At 51.2% G+C, this 21037-nt stretch carries 14 protein-coding genes and 2 pseudogenes; 13 read left to right on the forward strand and 3 right to left on the reverse strand.

Annotation, left to right across the window (positions count from 1 at the left end):
• The first annotated feature begins 33 nt into the window (after positions 1-33).
• The 6 genes from cysD to PSR63_RS23855 all read left to right on the forward strand — a co-directional run bounded on the left by cysD (position 34) and on the right by PSR63_RS23855 (position 8477).
• Entirely contained in the window at positions 34-987 is a 954-nt protein-coding gene (cysD, locus tag PSR63_RS23830) for a sulfate adenylyltransferase subunit CysD (protein ID WP_274328230.1), read from the forward strand.
• Complete coding sequence (locus tag PSR63_RS23835) at positions 987-2783, forward strand: sulfate adenylyltransferase subunit 1 (protein WP_274328232.1); 1797 nt, start codon at positions 987-989, stop codon at positions 2781-2783. Before cysD ends, PSR63_RS23835 begins: the two co-directional genes overlap by 1 nt.
• A 46-nt stretch (positions 2784-2829) precedes the next feature.
• Positions 2830-3390, forward strand: coding sequence for a hypothetical protein (locus PSR63_RS23840; RefSeq protein WP_274328234.1), 561 nt, complete (start codon positions 2830-2832; stop codon positions 3388-3390).
• Between the two features lie 455 nt (positions 3391-3845).
• The gene (locus tag PSR63_RS23845) at positions 3846-6152 is read left to right on the forward strand and encodes a DUF1592 domain-containing protein (protein ID WP_274328236.1); all 2307 of its coding nucleotides are present in this window, start codon (positions 3846-3848) and stop codon (positions 6150-6152) included.
• A 6-nt stretch (positions 6153-6158) separates the two neighbouring features.
• A complete protein-coding gene (locus PSR63_RS23850) occupies positions 6159-7493 on the forward strand; it encodes a DUF1552 domain-containing protein (RefSeq protein ID WP_274328238.1) in 1335 nt (444 codons plus the stop codon).
• A gap of 15 nt (positions 7494-7508) precedes the next feature.
• Positions 7509-8477, forward strand: coding sequence for a WD40 repeat domain-containing protein (locus PSR63_RS23855; protein WP_443111060.1), 969 nt, complete (start codon positions 7509-7511; stop codon positions 8475-8477).
• A 63-nt stretch (positions 8478-8540) separates the two neighbouring features.
• On the opposite strand, the gene PSR63_RS23860 is transcribed toward PSR63_RS23855, so the two are convergent.
• The gene (locus PSR63_RS23860) at positions 8541-9845 is read right to left on the reverse strand and encodes an alginate export family protein (RefSeq protein WP_274328242.1); all 1305 of its coding nucleotides are present in this window, start codon (positions 9843-9845) and stop codon (positions 8541-8543) included.
• Between the two features lie 219 nt (positions 9846-10064).
• Entirely contained in the window at positions 10065-10895 is an 831-nt protein-coding gene (locus tag PSR63_RS23865; protein WP_274328244.1) for an AraC family transcriptional regulator, read from the reverse strand.
• A 925-nt stretch (positions 10896-11820) separates the two neighbouring features.
• Here PSR63_RS23865 and PSR63_RS23870 point away from each other — a divergent pair.
• The 7 genes and pseudogenes from PSR63_RS23870 to PSR63_RS23895 all read left to right on the forward strand — a co-directional run bounded on the left by PSR63_RS23870 (position 11821) and on the right by PSR63_RS23895 (position 19728).
• Positions 11821-12546, forward strand: a complete 726-nt coding sequence (locus tag PSR63_RS23870) for a hydrolase (protein WP_274328246.1) — start codon at positions 11821-11823, stop codon at positions 12544-12546.
• A gap of 148 nt (positions 12547-12694) precedes the next feature.
• Complete coding sequence (locus PSR63_RS23875) at positions 12695-14476, forward strand: amidohydrolase (protein ID WP_274328248.1); 1782 nt, start codon at positions 12695-12697, stop codon at positions 14474-14476.
• Between the two features lie 138 nt (positions 14477-14614).
• The gene (locus PSR63_RS23880) at positions 14615-15223 is read left to right on the forward strand and encodes a nitroreductase family protein (protein ID WP_274328250.1); all 609 of its coding nucleotides are present in this window, start codon (positions 14615-14617) and stop codon (positions 15221-15223) included.
• Between the two features lie 156 nt (positions 15224-15379).
• Positions 15380-15655, forward strand: a pseudogene (locus tag PSR63_RS28285) (cyclic nucleotide-binding domain-containing protein); the annotation flags it as partial.
• Positions 15656-15937: 282 nt separating this feature from the next.
• Positions 15938-16978 (forward strand): NAD(P)/FAD-dependent oxidoreductase, encoded by a 1041-nt coding sequence (locus tag PSR63_RS23885; RefSeq protein WP_274328252.1) that lies wholly within the window; start codon positions 15938-15940, stop codon positions 16976-16978.
• A gap of 56 nt (positions 16979-17034) precedes the next feature.
• Complete coding sequence (locus PSR63_RS23890; protein WP_274328254.1) at positions 17035-18060, forward strand: CBASS cGAMP-activated phospholipase; 1026 nt, start codon at positions 17035-17037, stop codon at positions 18058-18060.
• Between the two features lie 75 nt (positions 18061-18135).
• Positions 18136-19728, forward strand: a pseudogene (locus PSR63_RS23895) (MFS transporter).
• 43 nt (positions 19729-19771) lie between these two features.
• Here the strand turns inward: PSR63_RS23895 and PSR63_RS23900 are convergent.
• Entirely contained in the window at positions 19772-21031 is a 1260-nt protein-coding gene (locus PSR63_RS23900; protein WP_274328256.1) for an NAD(P)/FAD-dependent oxidoreductase, read from the reverse strand.
• Between the last annotated feature and the right edge of the window lie 6 nt (positions 21032-21037).

Below are 21037 nucleotides of genomic sequence, written 5' to 3' on the forward strand. Positions count from 1 at the left end.
ACTAGGTGACTTTTGCACAAGAGGATGAGCCTCATGAATACGTCGATAGTGAATAGAGAAGAGCGGCAGAATGTCGTCTCAGGCGACTTGAACGCACACCTGAGAATGCTCGAGGAAGAGAGCATCTACATTTTCAGGGAAGTCGCCGAGTCGTTTGACAACCCCGTCTTACTTTACTCCATCGGGAAGGACTCCAGCGTGCTTTTGCACCTGGCCAGGAAGGCCTTTTATCCCGAGAAGCCTCCATTCCCGCTACTCCATATCGATTCGACATGGGAGTTTCGAGAAATGATTGAATTCCGTGAGCATTACGTTCGGGGAACGCTCGGAATGGAGGTTCTCGTGGAAATTAATCATGAGGGAGTTCGCCAAGGCATCAACCCTTTCGACTTTCCTAGTCCGGTTTACACGGATGTGATGCGAACGGAACCACTGAAGAACGCCCTCACAAGGTATCGCTTTGATGCGGCGATAGGTGGGGGACGTCGGGAGGAGGAACGGTCGCGTGCGAAAGAGAGAGTCTTCTCCTTTCGAGATAAACATCATCGATGGGATCCACGTAACCAGCGGCCCGAGCTTTGGCGACTCTACAACACGTGGGTTCATCGTGGTCAAAGCATGCGTGTTTTTCCGCTCTCGGATTGGACGGAAGAAGAGATCTGGCAGTACATACTGCTGGAGAACATTCCACTCGTTCCGCTGTATTTTGCCAAAGAACGGCCAGTCGTTCACCGTGACGGCAATCTGATCATGGTTGATGACGATCGAATGCCTCTTGAGCCTGGCGAGGAGCCGGAGATGCGTAAGGTTCGTTTTAGGACGTTGGGATGCTATCCAGTCACGGGCGCAATCGAGTCCGAGGCAGCATCTGTCAGTCAGATTGTTCAAGAGTTGCGGTCGACTCGTCTGTCTGAACGAGCAGGGCGGGCGATTGATAAGGACGAAGAATCAGCAATGGAACGCAAGAAGCGACAAGGATATTTCTGATGATCACTCATAAGAACAATACAATCGAACCTAATACTCAAACGGGCGAAACCATTGCAAGTCGTTTCGGAATACTTCGTCTACTTACATGTGGTAGCGTGGATGATGGCAAAAGTACCCTGATCGGACGACTCTTACTCGAAACCGGTGCAGTTTACGAAGATCATCTGCAAACGCTGCAGCTTGAGACCAAGCGGCACGGAACGACCGAGCTAGCAATTGATCCTGCTCTGATCGTCGATGGTCTGGAAGATGAAAGAGCCCAGGGAATTACGATCGATGTCGCCTATCGCTACCTTCGATCGCCTCGTCGAAAGATCATTATTGCGGATAGCCCCGGTCATGAGCAGTACACCAGGAATATGGTCACAGCTGCCTCACGTGCAGATGTAGCCTTAATACTGGTCGATGCGAGGAAAGGAATTGTTCAACAGACAAGGCGTCATGCTCTCATTGCCTCGATGTTAGGTATTGAACGATTTATCTTGGCGATTAACAAGATGGACCTCGTTGACTACCAAAGCAGCGTCTTTCATAAGATTGTCGACGAGTTTCAACACTTCGCAAAGACGTTCAGTGGCCTTGAAATCACTTCGATTCCTCTCTCGGGACTGTGTGGTGATAACGTATGTCGACGAAGTGACAGGATGGAATGGTATCAGGGGCCAACGCTTCTTGATGCCTTGGAGTTATGTCAGGCGTCTCGTGGCAATCCGGCGGATGGCTTTCGTTTCCCAGTGCAGCGCATCGTACGCCCTGATTCCAAATTTCGCGGTGTGAGCGGAACCATTGTTACAGGCAAAGTCAAGGTCCATGATCCGATCGAAATCCTTCCACAAGGAAGAAAATCACGGATTCGATCGATAGTTACGATGGACGGAGAATATGAATCTGCTTCTGCTGGACAAGCGGTAACGATCACGTTGGAAGATGAGATTGATATTGGGCGGGGGGACTGGATCGTATCCCCTGACGTTTCGCCAGGGGTGAGTGCCGAGCTCAATGCAAAGCTGGTTTGGATGTCAACGGACGCACTAGCCATCGGGAAAACCTATTGGCTAAAGTGCGGTACGAAAACGGTCATGGCTGAAGTTGCTTCGGTGCAATCAAAGATTTGTATCGAAACTGGAAGTAGCAAAGCTGCGTCCACACTAGTGCTAAACGAAATTGGCCAATGCCATCTCCTACTTCACGAGCCTGTTGTTCATGAAAGTTACAACGGCATCCGTGAGATGGGGTCATTTATCCTCGTGGATAAGATTTCCCATGAGACGGTCGCGGCAGGAATCATTTCAAACGAAGGGAACAAAAGTAGCGCAAAGTCGACGCCGATTGCTAACAAGAAGCAAATCAGCCAAGTAACGGCTGCCCAACGGAAATCCCGAGTGGGACATGATTCACATGCGGTTGTGATTAGCGGTCGACGGAGCGACGAACTCTTGCGGGTCGCGTATGACCTGGAACTCCGCCTCTTCAATGAGGGGTTTCATGTTGGCGTACTTGATGCAGAGGTCCTTCACGGAGAACGCAAAGACAACCGCTCATATTCGGCGACCGGAAAGGTTGATGATCTTGGGCGAGGGATACAGCTTACTCAATCGATTAGTGAATTGGGTCTGATTTGCATATCAGTATATGAAGCTGGTGACCGAGATCTCAAGATCGCGATTGGTCAAGAGTGTTCACAGAAGGGAATTCTGTATTTTGATCTCGACTCTCAGAGCAGTTCCGAAACAGAAGACATCGTTGAGAGCTTGTACAACGAAGTCGTCTCAAGCGTAGCAAGACAGCTGTAATTCAAAAGTTCAATCTAGCTGAGTTAACTCAAAAGGAGAGAGTGAGATGGTATCTTCGCAGGGATCTTTCTGGTGGATGGACAAAGAACCATCTCAGAATTCTTCTGCCTCGCTTCGGCCGCAACGCAAGCCGACTCTTTGGCTTACCGATCAAGATCGTTGTGTGAACCGGCTGCTGACAAAGATTGAGAAAGCGTATGGTGATCCGATCGTTCGTGTTTCTGGCGAACTATTTGAATCGCCAGAGTATCTTGTCTCAGTGATTGAGGAAAGCCTTGGAGACTATGCGATTGGCGAAGTTGTGATTCTAGGTCACTCTTACTTCTTGCCATCCGGCCAGGCATTCGAGAGTTTTAGACCAGGCGATTCCGCTTCGGAATCAACTAATCTGCTGCAACGAATGGCCAAACGACAGGAAGCTAACAAACTGGCCGAACAAAGATTACTTGGCGTGAATCTTGAATTGGCACAATTGTGTGCACTTAACAAGCATCCGCTCATTGCCGAAATCCAGGTGACGTCACTATTCTTTCGCGTCGAATCACATGCAGTCTGTTGCTACAACGAAAGAACGATGCAATTCGAGGCCTTGGGGACTGGCTCTTAAATCCCCGGGTCATCGATGTCTCTTGAATTCCCGATAGCATTGTTCTGCTTTTTGGGCCTTGTGATACGAAGAATTCGTTAGCTTGCACATTACGTGGTAGTGGAAAAGTAATTGCCACTTTTCACAGTTCGCATTAACATTTAGAGATACGTCTAGAGCTTACGAGTTTTAAGGCGATTCTTAGCGCAACGCTGGAGTTCCTGTAGTCCCACCTAATCCTCCTTTGCTGGGTCTCCCTCGTGAAAATCATAGACCTCTCCCAATGGTCTCCTGTTGGCGTCTTCTTGCTGTTGCTTCTTCTCCTTCCGAATGTGGCGTGCGCGGATTCTTTCGAAACGATTCGCCCACTGCTTTCTAAATACTGCGTTGGATGCCATGGAGCTCACGAGCAGAACGCGCATGTCCGCTTTGATCGTCTTAAGGGTTTTGACTATTCGGACCAACATCTGTGGACGATGGTGCATGAGGCATTGACTAGCGGTGACATGCCGCCTAAGGAGGAACTTCAGCCGACCGAGGCAGAAAAACGGCAGATCTTAACGTGGATTGTCCAACAGGCAGCCCAAAACGCCAACGAGATATATGGAACCCAGCGCAGGTTGAATCGTCGTGAGTTCTCGGCCGCACTGCAAGATCTAACAGGACTGCCAATCGACTTTGCCGTGGGTATTCCGGAGGATGCCAAAGTCGATGGTTTCGATACCGGGGCCACCGCACTGCAGGATGGGGCCGATTCGGTGGCCCAGTGGCTCGAAGTAACCCGGCGGGCCGTCGACAGTATTCGCTTTCTGGAACCTATCCAAGAGCGAGTCATTCGTATTGATTTCCGGGACCACGAGTTCACCGACTTCCGTAAGTTCGTCGAGGCCAATTGGGGTGATGAAGGCGTATTCACTCGCTCCAAACGACTAACATGTAAAAAGGAGATTGGACTCTATCTGCCGACACAATGGACTGGCGATCGTGGTGATTCCTTTCTTGCTTTGCCTGTGCCTAAGGACAAGTCCACCGTCTTGAAAGTGAGCCTTAGTGTGGTAGCCAGGCGACCAATGCCTGGGCTGCCGAACCCGATGTTGTGGGTCAAGGTAGGTGGCAGCTATATCGACTATCGGCCCATTAATGAAGAGCCGCAGACGTTGACCTACGCAGTTCGGATGGAGGACTGCTTGGTTGAAGATGATGTCGTCAAAATCATGCTCCGATCCTTTGTTGAAGTTCCTTACAGCGTAGCCGGTTTTGCGAACGATGACCGCAGTAAGCCAGAAGATAAGATTCCGGGTGGAATTGGCATATATCGACCAGCGTTTGATCGCAAAGTGCTGCGTGATCCGGAACTGCAGCCTGTTCCGACTATCGTGATAGAGTCGGTTGAAGTCGACTACGATCATCGAATCCAGTGGCCACCTACGCATTGGAATGAGGCGATTGAAGATCGCCAAGATAATGAACAATACGCTCTTGCATTGTTGAAGCTCTGGATGGATCGGGCTTGGCGACGACCCGTGCCGGATGACGAACGGGAGAAATTCATTGCTCTTTATCGCTACCTTCGTGGAGAAGGACTCTCCTTTGATGAAGCTCTGCGCGGCGTATTTCAATCGGTGCTGATGGGAGGTCCATTTCGCTACCTGGCATCTCCTTCAGACTCTGATCCAGTTGTTGCGCAACATGCCATTGCTTCGCGGCTGAGTTTTATGCTGGTCGGATCACCACCAGATGAAGAGCTACGGCACTTGGCAGCCGCAGGCAAACTCCGCATTCCCTCTGTCGTCGATGCTCAGGTCGACCGTCTTCTATCCGATCCCCGAAGCATGGAATTCTATCGTTGCTTTGTAACGCAATGGTTGAACATGGATCAGCCTATTACGTTGACGATGTCTCACTTCAAGAAGCAAGACTTCAAGTTTGGGCGAAATCTTAAGGACTCGATGAACGCGGAAACCGTTCAATATGTCGCTCGGCTCTTCGCGGAAAACCGGCCGGCTGTCGAATTGGTTGCTAGTGACTGGACGATGATGAACGATATCTTGGCATTTCATTATGGAGTCGCTGGAGTTGAGGGAGCCGAATTTCGCAAAGTGATTTTGCGGCCGGATGAATGCGATCCGCGAGGTGGGGGTATTTTGGGGCACGCTGGAATCCAGTCGATGCTGTGTTGGATGGGCGACAACTGGGTGATCTATCGAGGCGCTTGGGCCCTCAATCACATCCTGGACGATCCGCCGCCACCACCGCCACTGGAAGTCCCCGAGCTATTACCCTTTGATAAACAGAACCAGGGAAAACACTTTCGCGAGCTACTTGTCCAACATCAGGCGGATAGCAAGTGCAATGTGTGTCACAAAAAGATTGATCCCTTAGGATTCGCTTTTCAGAATTTCGACCTAAGCGGTCGTTGGCGGGAAGTTGAACATGACCGTTATCATCGTGCCGAACTTGACGGGAAAATCGAATGGCGCGGGCAAGGAGAGACGCGTCCCGTTGATGGGAAGGGATCTTTGCCTCGCGGCGAAGAGTTCGCAGATTATCACGAATTCAAGCAATTGCTTGCTGAAGCGTATCTCGATGACATCGTCAAGGGAATGCTGAAGAAGTTGACACTCTATGGTACCGGACGCACGGCCAACGTCGTCGATATCATAACGATACAGGCTATCATGAAAGAGCAGGCGGAACAGCAGTACCCAATGCGTGATCTGCTCAAAGCTTTAATTCGCTCCAAAATCTTTTGCGAGTCGTCTACCAGCCCTAGCAATGGATAAAGTGCCATGAATCGAAAAGCCAATCCGATCACGCGTCGAACGGTCCTTCGCGGTCTTGGAGCGACCATCGCATTGCCTTGCCTGGAAATTATGTCAGGTAAGACAAGGGCTGCTTCGCAGGGACAAAGAGATCCTTCTCGGCTTGCCTGTTTCTATATTCCCGGGTGCATCAATCAATACAACTGGTTTCCCGAAGACACCGGTTTTGACTACACAATCTCTCCTTCGCATCAGCCGCTTTCCCATCACCGAGACAAGTTTACTGTTCTCACAAGCCTTTCGCATATCGAAGGTCGGATTAGCGGGCACCCTCATCCCTACAACTTTTTGACGGGTCACAACATCAATATAACTCCAGGAGTAATGACCAATACGGTATCCATGGATCAGGTAGCCGCCAAGCATATTGGGCCGACGTACCTGCCTTCGTTGGCATTGTCTTGGACCTCTGGAGTGGGTGCCGCAACGCTGTCACGCAATGAGTTGGGCGTTGATATCCCCGCCACCAGTGACTACCGCTACGTCTTTGAAAACCTCTTTCCACCAGCCGACCCATCGCAGCTTAAACAAGCCAAGGCACGTATCGCCCTCAATCGCAGCATCCTTGACACCGCCGTGAGCGATGCAAAGCAGCTACAGCGTCAGCTCGGTAGGACGGACAAGCAGCGCATAGAACAGTATCTGACATCGATTCGCGAAGTGGAAAAGCGGCTGGACGACCGCGATGCCATTTTGCAGAAGGGACGCCCCAAGTTCGACGAGAAGAGCGTGAGGACAGAACCCAATTATGAGTCGAGCATGCGAGAGCATATAGAGTTGATGATGGATTTGATTGTGCTCGCTTTTCAAACCGACATGACCCGTGTTGTTACCCAAAGCCTTGGTGGCGAAGCAGGGCCGGTCTACACCGAATACAAAGATTGGTCGAAGGCTACCGGCGCGCCGACTCGTGGCGTGCATGACTATCATCACAAGGGTTCCGGAAATCGGGGCGCCGACAATCCAGACACGAAACTTATTGGTCTTCGCGATCGGATGTACTGCGAGTGTGTGGCGAACTTAATGGATAAGCTTTCTGCGATTGAAGCAAGTGAAGGCACCTTGCTCGACCACACCGTGTTGCTTATGGGAGGCTCTCAGATCAGCAGCCATTCAGGCAGCAGCTTCCCTCTGTTGTTGGCCGGTGGCAAACTACTTGGATTCCGTCACGGGCAGCACCTAAAGTGGAAGAGCAATGAGCGATCGGCATCAGACCTCTATTTGACGATCTTGCAGCAATTGCGCTGTCCGATCGACTCATTTAAGGAAAGCAAGAGCCCGATCACCGAAGTACTAGTATGATGGATGTTTTGTACGATGCCTTGGAACCATTCACTTATCGGATTCTTGCTCGGGGTAAGCATATTCTGTTCTTGCCGGTCTGGTGTTGCGACTGATCGCCCCAAGCAAATTGATTTGCTCGATGGCCACGATCGGTGGGTCCTCGCCGTCGCGATTAGTCCCGATAGTAAATGGCTGGTGTCTTGTGGGGACGATCAGATTCTGAGGCGATGGGACTTGAGAACAGGCAAGCTCGTACGAATTCTTCGACGCTTCGAGAGTGCCATCACCACTGTAGCCTATCACTCTGACGGAAAGCGAGTTGCCGTCGGTGCTTACGATGGCACACTTCAAGTTCTCAATGCTCAAAATGGAAACGTATTGAAGTCCTTCGATGGGCACGACGTAGCAGTTACAGTCGTGCGTTTCGATCCGAGCGGGAAGTACCTGGCATCGGGCAGCGCCGACGACTCGTTAGTTTTGTGGGACGCGAACCAAGGGGATGAGTTACTCACTATCCACCAGGGCAACGAATATGACGTTACCGCATTAGCCTTCAGCCCTGACGGGGGGCGAATTGTAACAGGGGACGGCGAGAGTGAGATTAAAGTCTGGAGTACGACCAACGGAGAGGAAGTCGAAACGCTTCGCGGTCACACCGAAACGGTAACGGCACTCGCCTACAGTCCGTCAGGCAAGCACCTCGTATCCGCGAGTTGGGACGATACTTTACGCGTGTGGGATGCTCGCACGGGTGAAGAGGTTCATGTCCTACGAGGACATACAGCCGATATCACATCGGTCATGTTTTCTCCTGATGATTCTTACATCGTCTCGGCCGGGGATGACAAAACGATCCGTATTTGGAATGCTGAAACCCACCAGTTGCAAACGACCATCCCTGCTCATAATGATCCGGTGATCTGTCTGGCAATCAGTTCCAATGGTCGACTACTTGTCTCGGGCAGTAAGGAAGTGATAGGCGTCTGGACATTGCTCCAATGACCTAAGGCTAACGATAGAAAGCTTGTCGATTCGCTCCCAACCGGAGAGCGTACTGATAGAACATCAGTAGATGTAAAGCAATTCACAGCCGAAGAAGTGCATTGTTTCTGCTTCGCCACTTTCTTGGATAAATGCCCCTGGTGGCATCAGCGTGTATGAGGCGGTTCCTGCTAGGTTATCGGTGAATACGACTTCGAGAATTCCTTCATACTGAGTCGTCACGTAGCGACTGCTACTAGCGGAACTGGGACGAAGGATTGAACCGCCAGCACCATACAAGGCATCATCGCGACTATATCGCCAGAGGAAGTCGACGTCGAAGGTCAAGTTGACCTGAGGCGAGAGATCTAGGCTTAGAGAGGGATGAATGTCTATCAAATTGTAGGGAGCGATGACTCCTGATTCGCCAAAATACTTGAGCTTAGGATACAGCGGGTTGAAGGTTCCAAGTTTGGCGTCGTTGGGATCGGTGTCGCCACTAATGAAATCAACCTTGAGGTCGAATCCAGGCTCGAAGACAAGATCATGCATCTGATAGCCTATCTGCATCGCGAGTGACCAAGCCTCAATTCGTTTCTCGCCAAACTCACCAAGTTGGATGAACAACTCGGGATTCCAACTCCAAGAATTCCATGTGCCGTATAGGCGAGTACCAAACGTATGGCGAAGTTCTCTGCCGGTTCCTTCGTCAAATACGGCTTGCGTGTTCTCCGAACCGATATAGTAAAGATCCACCCCAACAGACTCGGAGGCATCGTCGGTGCATTCAATTAGGTCGATCGTGGCGTATAAACTCCAAAGCTGTTGTGTGCGGCTCCATTGGTCGTCGAAGGCTCCAACTTCCGCTCGGACGGGACGTCCGTAGAAGATGAAGGTCTGCGATTGGTCGCGAATTTGTCGGAGTTCGATGGTATCGAATGAACGAAGTACATTCGTGCCGTAGCGGGTAGAGATGAGACGTCCCGAACCGAATTCGGTGAGTTGCCGCCCGAGACGGAAACGCCATACATCTTCGCTGTCCAGTTCGATATCAACGAATGCCTGCAAGATGTCGGAGATGTCTTCATCAATAGGCGAAGGCATCGGCTCGACATCGACCGCAGGTGCGACAATGAGTTCGCCGAAGAAGCGAGTGTTCTGCATGGGATGCCAGTCGAGTGTTGGCAATGCCCTCAGCCAGAGATAGCCATCTCGATCTCCCGCATTCATCCCCCAGTTTGCGTTTTCAAGCTTTTCATACCTCGCACGTAGTTCCGTGCCCGTTGTAACGTAACCACTGGCAGTTGAAATGTACTTGAGTGGAACCCACCATTGGCCTTGAGGCAGGTCCGTTGATTCCAGGAAGGACCAGTCTTCGTTGTATCGCAATGGACCGCTAGCTTTCTCAGTCTGCTGAGCCGATGATGTCGTCCATAAGACAAGAAGTAAACCAATGCTAAGAATTCCATTTCGATACATCGGAAGCTTAAGGTTACGCCACGAAATCAGTAAGTGGAGGACTGATATCAGATTCGTGAGCTATGAGTATTGAACGATCTTGCTCTAGATGCCATTTGATCTTGGTGAGTCGAGAGCATCTGAATAATGTCATCCTAGCTCAGATCTCCATCGTCCCGGAGAAAGACCGACGATCTTTTTAAAGTGGCGACTGAAGTGAGCCTGGTCTGCAAATCCACAAGCCGAAGCGACACTAGCCAGCGACAAGTCAGGCACACTTCGCATAAGCTCTTGCGAGCGTTCGATTCGGATCTTTGTTAGATAGAAGTAGGGAGGGTGACCGGTCGCGTGTTTGAAAAGCCTTGAAAAATAGAAGGAACTCACGCCTGCCGCGTTGGCCAATTCATCAAGCGAGATACTTTGGTTAAATCGATCGTTCAGAATCTCAGTGACTCGTCGCAGTGCGGCGACATCCAACGCCGGGATATGATTGTCGGCTTGCTTCAGAATTGAAGCATGGTCTAACAGGCGACTTACGATCGCTCTGACTGCGACGTCGACATAGAGTCGCCCATTGGGACTGCCGCTATTCGCCTCAATCCAAACCGATTCGATAAGACCATGCAGGTAAGTATCGTGACGATCACCACGAAAGATCCCGTTCAGATCATCTTTTAGTTGAACTGAAGTGATATCAGCTGCTTTGCAAAGTTCTTCGGCTGGAAGACTCAAGCTAAGCAGTTCAAAGACGCCATCTCCCTCGATCTCAGACTGTAGGTTTGCGGGAGTAACGATAAATCGCCCAGGTGCTCCTTTGACCGAAAACTTGCCTTGTCCCAGGTCGATATCCGCCCTGGACCAACCACGACTTATCATCTGGATATGAAAGTCAGGCGTGGGGGGGCTGCCAAATGCCTCTCGAATTCGTGCGCGACATATAGAGACTGGTGTCCCCGAGACTTCGCGGACTTCGGAAGCCATGCAACGATTCTGCCATTCGCGACTTCGTGCCCACGTGGCGAAGCTATCGTACACCATGCTTGATGCCTACCCAGATCTACAAAGTAGAGAACGCTTGAGCACGAAACGTGATCAGCCGGAGGCCGAGTAACGATCGATTATGTTGGTCAAGTTCTGGCGACTACTCGGACCGCGCTCAAAGCATTTCAGAGAAAGTTACCGCTGGACTAGAAGCTACTCGTATTCTTGTCGCTGTGGAATAACAAAACTGACTACGCTCATTCCCCTCTTAAGAAAAAGCTGAACTAGATTAGCAGTAAACGAACTGCAGTAGAAAAGAGGAACAGCCGCGCATTGATTAGCTTGGCGAACTTTCTTCGATGGTATCCCTTGGGAGCCCAGGCATTCACTGGAAAGTCCCTATGGGCGATTTGCTTGGTGTTTGCGAAGTCTCTTAAAGATGGCAAATCGCGGTCGAAACAATTTTGTCATTTCTCATGTGATATCAAAAAAATTGCGCGCCTAAATAAAGAGGGTCAGCAACCTACTCCTGTCGGCTGTGTTTTGAGCAAGATCGTTCAATACTTAGTCTTCACAGGTCGCCATTATGCTACCGCGAATGGTCCTCGATGTCGGCCGACACGCCCTCGTATCGGGGCAGAATTGGTGTCGTTTCGTGCTGAGTCCCTCAAGCTGTGCAACACCGATTCAAGCGATGGGCGTGTCGCCGCGGCATCCGATTGTGATCGCTCGGATTGTTAAGAAGTCTTCATCATTTCGATGAGCGTAGACAACCTACAACCAGCTTTGCGATTTCGATCTGTCGCCGAAAGGCGTGTTGTCAATTGAAAAGTTTTGCGTTGCACGCATGTGGTTTAGTGGTTTTTAAGCGAAGAGTTTTCAGGCTTTCACTTAGAGGCGCGATGGTTTCCGAGTCGCTTGGTTAGTGATCTCGGTGACCTATTGCTTCCCATTTTCAATGGATGGAGAGAGTTTAATGGCAAGCGTTCTTCCCAATACTGATGGTGGATTGCTCACCAAAGATAATTGCGCTTTAGTCTTCATCGATCATCAGCCTCAGATGGCATTCGGTGTGGCAAGCGGAATTGATCGGCAACTTCTGGTGAACAATGTCCTACTACTTGCCAAAGGGGCAAAAGAATTCGGCGTGCCTACCATCTTGACGACGGTCGAAACCGAATCGTTTAGTGGTCCTATGTGGCCGGAGTTGCTTGATGTATTTCCCGATCAGGATCCGATTGAACGGACAGGCATGAATTCGTGGGATACGCCCGCTTTCCGGGAAGCTGTCAAGGCAACTGGAAAGAAAAACATCATCATGTCTGGGCTTTGGACTGAGGTCTGCATCACCTGGCCGACACTCAACATGATCGGAGAAGGGTACAACATCTTCGTCGTGGAAGATGCGTGCGGGGGGACGTCGCCGGCAGCTCATGATGCGGCTCTTTCACGCATGGTACAGGCTGGTGCGGTTCGTATGACGACGGTCGGAACCGTTCTCGAGTTCCAAAGAGATTGGGCGAATCGCGAGCATTACGACGCGCTTATGCAGCTCTTTCGCGATCACGGCGGTGCATACGGCATTGGTATTGAGTATTGCTACACCATGGTGCACAAAGCCCCGCCTGCTCGTAAGGTACCAAGTTCGTAGTTCCAGGCCGTCGGCTGCGAATTGCAAAACGCCTACGCCCAAATGTTTGCGCAACCGAAGAGTTTTTCGCGGCAGTGGCAACATGGGTACTAACAGTTGTCGAGTCCATAGGCGCTCGATGAGATCCCCAGTGTAGGAATAGGAAAACATGGCCCCCGAAACGATTCTCTTCGGCGGACGTATCACCACTCAGAATCCTTCTAAACCCGAGGTGACAGCACTGTCGATTGAAGGTGGACGGGTTGTTGCGATCGGGAGTAACGATGAGATACTTGCAAGTGCCATCGCGTCGACCGAGGTCATCGACCTTGAGAATCGCCGGGTAATTCCGGGACTAAACGATTCCCACTTACACGTGATTCGCGCTGGACTCTTCGCAAATCTCGAACTCCGCTGGGATGGGATTCCCACGATCGCCGAAGCGATGCGACAACTGAAGGACCAAGCCCAAAGAACGCCTCCTCCACAATGGGTTCGCGTAATTGGTGGGTGGAACGAGTTTCAGTTTGCTGAAGGACGGATGCCGACTTTTGAGGAGATAAATGAAGCGGCTCCTGATACTCCGGTGTTTCTTCTTCATCTCTACGATTCAGCGATGTTAAACAAGGCCGCCATTCGGGCGCTCGGCCTCGACGAAAATACGAAGAACCCGCCTGGTGGTCTTTTCGCTCGTGACCATCGAGGAAAGCCGACGGGGCTACTCATCGCTGAACCTAATGCGTTGATTCTTTACTCGACAATAGCCAACGCTCCAAAGCTCTCGCGAGAAGACCAACTCAACTCAACGCGTCACTTTATGAGGGAGTTGAATCGATTTGGTGTAACAAGTGTCGCCGACGCAGGCGGTGGAGGGCAGAATTATCCCAATGACTATGACGTCATCAGCCAACTCGAAAAAGACGGTCACTTGACGTTAAGGATTGCTTATAGTCTTTTCGCCCAGAAACCGGGTGAGGAACTAAGTGACTACCTTCGCTGGCTTGACATGACCCATCCGGGCGATGGCTCTGATATGTTGCGCGTTAACGGGGCAGGGGAGAACCTGGTTTGGAGTGCCGCCGACTTTGAAAACTTCCTACAGCCGCGACCAGATCTTAAGCCGGTGATGGAATCGGAACTTGAGGCGATTGTTTTCAAACTGGCCGAAGCAAAATGGCCGTGGCGTATTCATGCAACATACGATGAGACGATAGACCGATTCTTGAACATATTCGAGCGGGTCCACCAAGAGCACCCAATCGATGGTCTACGCTGGTTTATTGACCATGCGGAGACAGTGACCACCCGAAACCTCGAACGGATTAAACGGTTGGGTGGTGGCGTCGCGATTCAACATCGGATGGCCTACCAAGGAGAGTACTTCATTCGTCGTTACGGCGCGGAAGAAGTCAAACGACATCCACCGATTCGTGAGATGCTGAAGATGGGCCTTCCCGTGGGTGCCGGCACGGATGGAACGCGTGTTGCAAGCTATCATCCGTGGACCTGTCTCTGGTGGCTAGTGACGGGCAAAACCGTTGGTGGGACAGTACTTCACGCTAGTGAAGATTGTCTTTCTCGAGAAGAGGCGCTTCGCCTGTACACACAGGGAAGTGCCTGGTTCAGTGGAGAAGATGACCATAAGGGGACATTGTCTCCAGGTAGTTTTGCTGACTTGGCGGTGTTGAGCGAAGACTACTTCTCCATTGAGCCTGATCGAATACGTAGTTTGGAAAGCCTACTGACACTTGTTGGAGGCAAGGTCGTCTATGGAAAACAGGAGTACGCGAATCTTGCGCCGGAGCTACCGCCGGTGAGTCCCGATTGGTCCCCAGTTGCTCACTACGGGGGCTACAACAACACGAATACCATTCCGCCGAGTCATGAACATGCACCCATCATGGCCGCCGACGGTCGTGTATGGACGACTGGTTGTGGCTGCGGCGTCTAGGCCTCACTTTCATTTCAAATGCGGGATCATCCGAAATTACTTTGAGACCTGACTTCATGCTTCAAGAATCCGACACTTCCGTACCGTCGCGCTAGTTTTCTCAATAAAGACTTTATTTCAACAACCTGAGACAAGTAAATGAATGTTATTGACGCTGCCTACCAACGACGTGCCATCAAGCACTTTGAACCGAATCATGAAATCTCCGCGGATGAAGAGCGAAAGCTGCTCGAAGCAACGATTCAATCCCCGACCAGTTTCAATATCCAGCATTGGCGATTCGTCATTCTGCGGGATCCCCAACTGCGGTCAAAGATCCGAACTGAATTAGGGAATGATCAGGCGCAGATGACCGACGCTTCTTTACTCGTTTTGTTTACAGCAGATATGAAAGCTTGGGAGAAGGAACCGCATCGGTATTGGAAAAATGCACCCCAGGAAGTCGCCGATTTACTCGTGAATTGGATGGGGCCCTTTCATGAAGGGCGGGAATGGCTTCAACGGGATGAAGCCCAGCGTTCGATCGGAATGGCAATGCAAACGTTGATGCTTGTCGCCAAAGGGATGGGCTACGAGTCATGTCCTATGATTGGCTTTGATATCGAGAAAGTTGCGGAACTTATTAAGTTGCCAGAAGATCACGTCATGGGACCGATGATTGCCATTGGCAAAGGAACGAAAGACGCATGGCCCAAGCCTGGTCAACTGACTTTGGACGAGATTTGCTTCGAAAATAGCTTCACCTAAATCGATCCAATCAGCGAGAATAGAGAGAAATTCGTTCTCGCGGGTTGTCCGGATCTACGATAGAAGGTTTGGCGCCGCCGATCGATGCAAGGCTTTTTCGTAGTGAGATGATCGATGACAGTTGAATTGGCATTTCCCACGCTCGACGATGACCAAATGCGTGAGGTGCAGCGTTTGGGAGAAAGGCTGGAAGTTAGGGCCGAATCGGTACTGATTCCTGCTGGGCAAAAGGATTACCCATTCTTTGTTATCGAAAGCGGCAAAGTGAAAATCCTTGAAATAGATGAGGACCACGAGACGTTGATCGCGACGCATGGCGCTAGGGCGTTTACGGGCGACGTCGACATGCTGACTGGGAGGTCTTCAATTTTCACGGCCAGAGCCGCTGAGGACTCTGTCGTTTATACGTTTCCCGCAGAGCAACTTCGTAGGCTGCTTGCTTCCTGTCCCCATCTGAGTGAATTGCTGCTCGAGGCATTTCAGTCTCGCAGAAAACTCTTGGACAGACTGCCTTTTCTAGGCGTAAGAGTGATCGGCAAATCGAATAATGCGAACACTTCGCGGTTGAGGGAATTCCTGTACAAAAACCATGTGCCGCACACCTTCATCGAAGTGGAGTCGTCCGAAGGTAAACAGCAGAGGCGTATCCTCAACGCAGACTCTCTCGAGCTTCCAATCGTACGATGCAACGGGCACACGATTGGGAATCCCTCAATGCGGGAATTCGCACGATGCTTAGGCATTGATAAGTCGGTTGAAGGAGAAACTTTCGATTTAGCGATTGTCGGTGGTGGACCGGCCGGACTTGCTGCGGCGGTCTACGCGGCTAGCGAAGCCCTAGATGTGCTTGTCATTGATAAGGTCGGTCCGGGAGGGCAAGCTGGGAGCAGTTCCAAGATCGAAAACTTTATCGGCTTCCCTTCCGGGATTTCGGGAAATGAACTCGCCAGTCGTAGCTATCTACAGGCACTTAAGTTTGGTGCGACGTTTATCGCGCCGGAAGTCGTGACAGGCCTGGAGTCAGACGACGAAGAAGGACATCGTCTACGGCTGGAAAGCGGACAGATCGTCCATGCAAGATGTGTCTTGGTTACCAGTGGTGTAACGTATCGCCAACTTGGTATCCCGGGATGTACCAGGTTTGAAGGAGCAGGAGTCTACTATGCCGCGACCTCGGTCGAATCGAGGGCGTGTGCTGATGCCCACGCGGTGGTCGTTGGTGGAGGAAACTCCGCAGGGCAAGCTGCGATGTTTCTGGCAAATTCATCGGAGCACGTTCACTTGTTGATCCGTGGAGATGATTTGGCCAAAAGCATGTCAGCCTATCTATGCGATAGAATCGGAAATCACCCGCGGATCGAAGTGCATCGCAATACTGAAGTTGATGAAGTATGTGGAGGTGATTGCGTCGAATTGATTCGCATGCGGAATAATGCAACCGGTGCGGTCACCAACATTGAGTGCTCCGGCCTATTCATATTCATCGGGGCGCGTCCGCATACCCAGTGGTTACCCGAAGACGTCTTGCTTGATGAAAAAGGATTCGTACTGACGGGGACGAGTTTCTTTTCTGATGAGAGACTTCGCGGTCACTGGCCAATTGACCGTCCACCTTGTGATCTGGAGACGACAAGGCCCGGCATCTTGGCCGGAGGGGATGTGAGGTCAGGTTCGACCAAGCGTTGTGGCTTTGCCGTCGGGGATGGGTCGCTTGCGGTGGCATGTGTGCACCGATATCTCAATGGATTGACTTAATCCTCGGGAGTGTCCGAAGGAAACCGACGACTGCTAATCCGGGGGGAATGGCAAGCATGTTTCGAATTCTATCTCTTCCCGGTGGTGGCCTTCGGGGAGCGTTTGCCATCGGTTTTCTGGCAGAGATAGAGCAATGTCTTGAACACCCAATCGGCGAGTACTTTGACCTAATTGCGGGCACTTCAACCGGTTCCATTACCGCAAGTGCGTTATGTCATGGAATGACGGCCAAAGCCCTAGAGGACTTTTACAACGACTACTCGGAACAAATCTTTCGGCCTCGGGAACGCTATACTCCCAACCGGGCATTTCGACCAATTTATTCGCTTCTTAGATCGATTTTAGCGACCAGAACTTCTATTGATCTCGATCACTTCTTTCAGTCTCGCTATTGCCCTTTCAGTCTGAACGATGCGTTGGAGGCTGGCTTTGGTGATTGTCGACTTTCTGAACTTTCCAAAAGCCGACTGCTTGTTCCTTCCGTGAATCTAAGCGATGGCAAGACAAGAGTGTTTCGGACCCCGCATCTTCCGCGCCGAAGCGATTCTCATGACTGGCGCGTCGTTGATGTGATCATCGCTTCAGCGGCTGCCCCGACCTATTTTCCCCACAAAACGATGCCTGATGGCAAGAGTTATGTCGATGGAGGGCTCTGGGCGAACGATCCCGGATTAGCAGCTATCTCAGAAACAGTTCGCATCACCGAGCAGTGCCGTCGAGAAGAGGACATCCCTTTTAATCTCTCCGATATTTGGATGCTGTCCCTTGGCACGGGGCAATCAAGCTATTCCCTCTCGCCACCCAACGCGGACGCAGGCATGTTGTATTGGAGTCGGCACATCGCGGAAGTCATGAGCATATCTCAAGTGCAAGGAACACAGTTGCCTTTGCGTTTTGTTTTAGAGTCGCGATATCGCCAGGTAGACTTCGACCTTAACGATCCGACATGGACTTTGGACAACACAGCCGTCACTCGTGACCTGTTTCAACTTGGTCATGACCGTGCAAGTGAGTTGTTCAGTGAAATCCGCGATCCCTATTTCTCTGAGCCAACAACCCCCTTTGTCCCCTTCAATCAATAGATCTCCGTTAGAGGCTGAGACGAATGATCGAACCACCAACCTACGCACGACGCCTTGACCACGGAAATGGATAAGATGGCAAACGAGGCAGAAGATGCAATCGCGAACCAATCACCTCTCGCGAATCCTGTTTTTCGAGCAATCTGGATTGCCAGTGTTGCTTCTAATATTGGTACATGGGTCCAGGACGTTGGTACCGCCTGGCTCATGACGACCTTGGCGCCTTCCCCCATGATGGTCGCGCTCGTGCAGGCAGCGGCAACCGCGCCGATGTTTGTTTTGGCTTTACCGGCTGGGGCGCTTGCAGACATTGTTGATCGACGAAAACTGATTCTGCTTGCCCAACTGTGGATGCTGATTGCCGCGGCAAGTCTTACCGTTCTTACCTTTACTGAAAGTGTTACCCCATTCGTATTGCTTGCAATTACATTCGCTCTCGGTGTTGGGTTTGCCTTGAATTCACCTGCCTGGCAAGCTATTGTTCCCGATCTTGTACCTTCGCAGCAACTGGACAGTGCCGTCACGTTGACTGGCGTCGGAATCAATGTAGCACGAGCGATTGGGCCAGCAATTGGTGGGGTGCTGGTTGCACGTGCCGGCCCGGAGGCCGCGTTTCTCTTTAATTCAGTAAGCTATCTGGGCGTTTTATTTGTGCTGTATCGGTGGCAGCCTGTACCAACGGGCGAACGGACGCCGAAGGAAAGCATCGGTGGAGCGATAGCCATTGGTGTCCGCTATGTAAGCCACAATCCTGTCTTTCAAATCGTTCTTCTGCGAACGCTGGCATTCATCTTCTTCGGAAGTGCACTCTGGGCGCATTTACCGCTTATCGCCAAAGATCAGCTGGGCACGGAAGCTGGAGGATACGGTTTGCTACTTGGAACGATTTGAATCGGTGCGGTGGGAACAGCATTCTTACTTCCAAGACTTAGGAAAAGAATCTCGAGCAACTCGATCGTGACGGGATCGACAGTAGGCCTTGCGGCTGCTTTCGTCGCAATGGGCTTCGTCCCTAGTCTTCCATTGATGTGTATCGTTCTACTCCCTGTCGGAGCATTCTGGGTAGCCAACCTGTCGAGCTTGAATGTTTCTGCGCAAACGACGATCGCTCAATGGGTGAAAGCACGTGCACTTGCCGTGTACTTGTTAGTGTTTTTCGGTGGAATGTCGAGCGGTGCTATTTTTTGGGGAGTGATCGCTAGCCAGTTGGGAATTCAGAATTCCCTTGTCTTGGCCGCTTCGGGAATGATTGTGACAACGATTGCAACTTTACCTTTCCCACTAAGAAAGGTCGAGAAGCAAGGACTGCTGCCTTCTTTACATTGGCCAGTTCCTTACGTTGCACTCAATTCCGTGGACGATTCGAGTCCCGTGATTGTGACAATCGACTACCAAGTCGCCATCGAAGACCAGGAAGGCTATCTTGAACTGATGAAGAAGCTAAGTCAAGCTCGGCTCCGAACTGGCGCCTATCGCTGGTTTCTTTCACAGGACGTCGCGAACCATGAACGCTGGATAGAGACCTTCTTTGTCGCCTCCTGGGCGGAACATGAACGTCAGCACCATCGTGTCTCTAATGAAGACGCCTTGATTCAATCACAGATTGCAGAACTACTTGTTGACGATAATCCGCCTCGGGTTAGTCATCAGATTATCAGGTATGCCTAGCAGTTGAGAGTGATCGACGGAACGGCTTTGTCGATCGCCTGTATCAATCTGCTGTGCGCAATTCTTCAAAATCATTGACCACAGCCTCGGCAGCACGTCGCCCTGAGGCCATGGCTCCGTTGATGGAAGCCGTGTCGCAGTAATCACCGCAACGATATACGCCGGTTGAGAGACGAGAACTTTTCTCGACAGGTTCGAGTGCCGGAGCAACCTGCCGAGGCAACGCGTAGTGAATGGGATACGTTCTCAAATGTCGCCAGCCGTAGACTGTCGAACCAAACCACTCGCGGAGTTGACTCGAGACGGCATCTACTTGCGGTTCCTGTTTGGCCTTAAGTAGAGCTGTGACAGAGATTAACGATTGTCCTGGTGGAGCATAGTTGGCTGCTAGTTGGCTCGGTACACAAACGTTATTAATCGGACCAAGCCCTTGTCCATTGAGCATGAGAATAGGCTCTTCAATTGGCGGTTCATCCGCAGCAAAGTACATGCACACGACGCGATTGGCTTCGCTTTCAGGAGAGTTCCCGGTAAGCTTTCTCGCAGTTGGTTCGTCAGTCGCGACTACAATGTGCTTTGCGGTTAATTGGAGACCAGATGACAGTTCCACGCCCCCCGCGCGTACCGCTTTTACTGGTGAATTTAGTCTTAGAACGCCCTCCGGTAGTCGACTGGCCAACTGGTTAGGTATCGCCCGCATTCCATCCGACGGCAACGCAGCGTCACCCGTTGAGAACATCCGGAACACGAATTCACACATTCGACGCGAAGTATTTAAATCCTGTTCCAGGAATATGCCACCCAGAAACGGGCGGAAGAACCTTTCGATGACAGTTGGAGAAAAACCTCGTTGCTGAAGCATCTCAATTGTTGTGATCTCAGGACTCTTGTAGAGCCGGCGCAGGTCAGCAGTTGTCGTATCGTGACGGAACTTGGCGATACGTATCTTGTCCATAGCAGAGGCAACTGGTGACAGCGCAGTAGCGAGTAAGTCGCCGGGTTTTCGCCATGGATCGGAAAAACGGCGAAACTTGCCGTCGTGCCAGATAAGGGCCCCCGGTGCAAAGCGGTTTAGCTTAAGCTCGGGATAGTTGAGAATTCTTTTTGCCTCTGGATATGCCGTCAAAAAGACTTGAAAACCTCGATCAAGAAGAAAGCCCTCGTACTCATCGGTTGCGATCCTTCCTCCGGCTGAATCGCTAGATTCAAGCACCAATAACTTGAGTCCCTTCGAACAGAGTTCTTCCGCACAGGTCAATCCAGCGATGCCGGCTCCAACGATGATTACGTCCCATTCCGCCATAATATT

Origin of the sequence: Bremerella sp. P1 (assembly GCF_028748185.1) — a bacterium.
GTDB lineage: Bacteria > Planctomycetota > Planctomycetia > Pirellulales > Pirellulaceae > Bremerella.

Coding starts and splice junctions, on each gene's coding strand:
- cysD (WP_274328230.1), top strand. CDS start 34: ATGAATACGTCGATAGTGAATAGAGAAGAGCGGCAGAATGTCGTCTCA.
- PSR63_RS23835 (WP_274328232.1), top strand. CDS start 987: ATGATCACTCATAAGAACAATACAATCGAACCTAATACTCAAACGGGC.
- PSR63_RS23840 (WP_274328234.1), top strand. CDS start 2,830: ATGGTATCTTCGCAGGGATCTTTCTGGTGGATGGACAAAGAACCATCT.
- PSR63_RS23845 (WP_274328236.1), top strand. CDS start 3,846: ATGGTGCATGAGGCATTGACTAGCGGTGACATGCCGCCTAAGGAGGAA.
- PSR63_RS23850 (WP_274328238.1), top strand. CDS start 6,159: ATGAATCGAAAAGCCAATCCGATCACGCGTCGAACGGTCCTTCGCGGT.
- PSR63_RS23855 (WP_443111060.1), top strand. CDS start 7,509: ATGCCTTGGAACCATTCACTTATCGGATTCTTGCTCGGGGTAAGCATA.
- PSR63_RS23865 (WP_274328244.1), bottom strand. CDS start 10,895: ATGGCTTCCGAAGTCCGCGAAGTCTCGGGGACACCAGTCTCTATATGT.
- PSR63_RS23875 (WP_274328248.1), top strand. CDS start 12,695: ATGGCCCCCGAAACGATTCTCTTCGGCGGACGTATCACCACTCAGAAT.
- PSR63_RS23880 (WP_274328250.1), top strand. CDS start 14,615: ATGAATGTTATTGACGCTGCCTACCAACGACGTGCCATCAAGCACTTT.
- PSR63_RS23885 (WP_274328252.1), top strand. CDS start 15,938: ATGCGGGAATTCGCACGATGCTTAGGCATTGATAAGTCGGTTGAAGGA.
- PSR63_RS23890 (WP_274328254.1), top strand. CDS start 17,035: ATGTTTCGAATTCTATCTCTTCCCGGTGGTGGCCTTCGGGGAGCGTTT.
- PSR63_RS23900 (WP_274328256.1), bottom strand. CDS start 21,031: ATGGCGGAATGGGACGTAATCATCGTTGGAGCCGGCATCGCTGGATTG.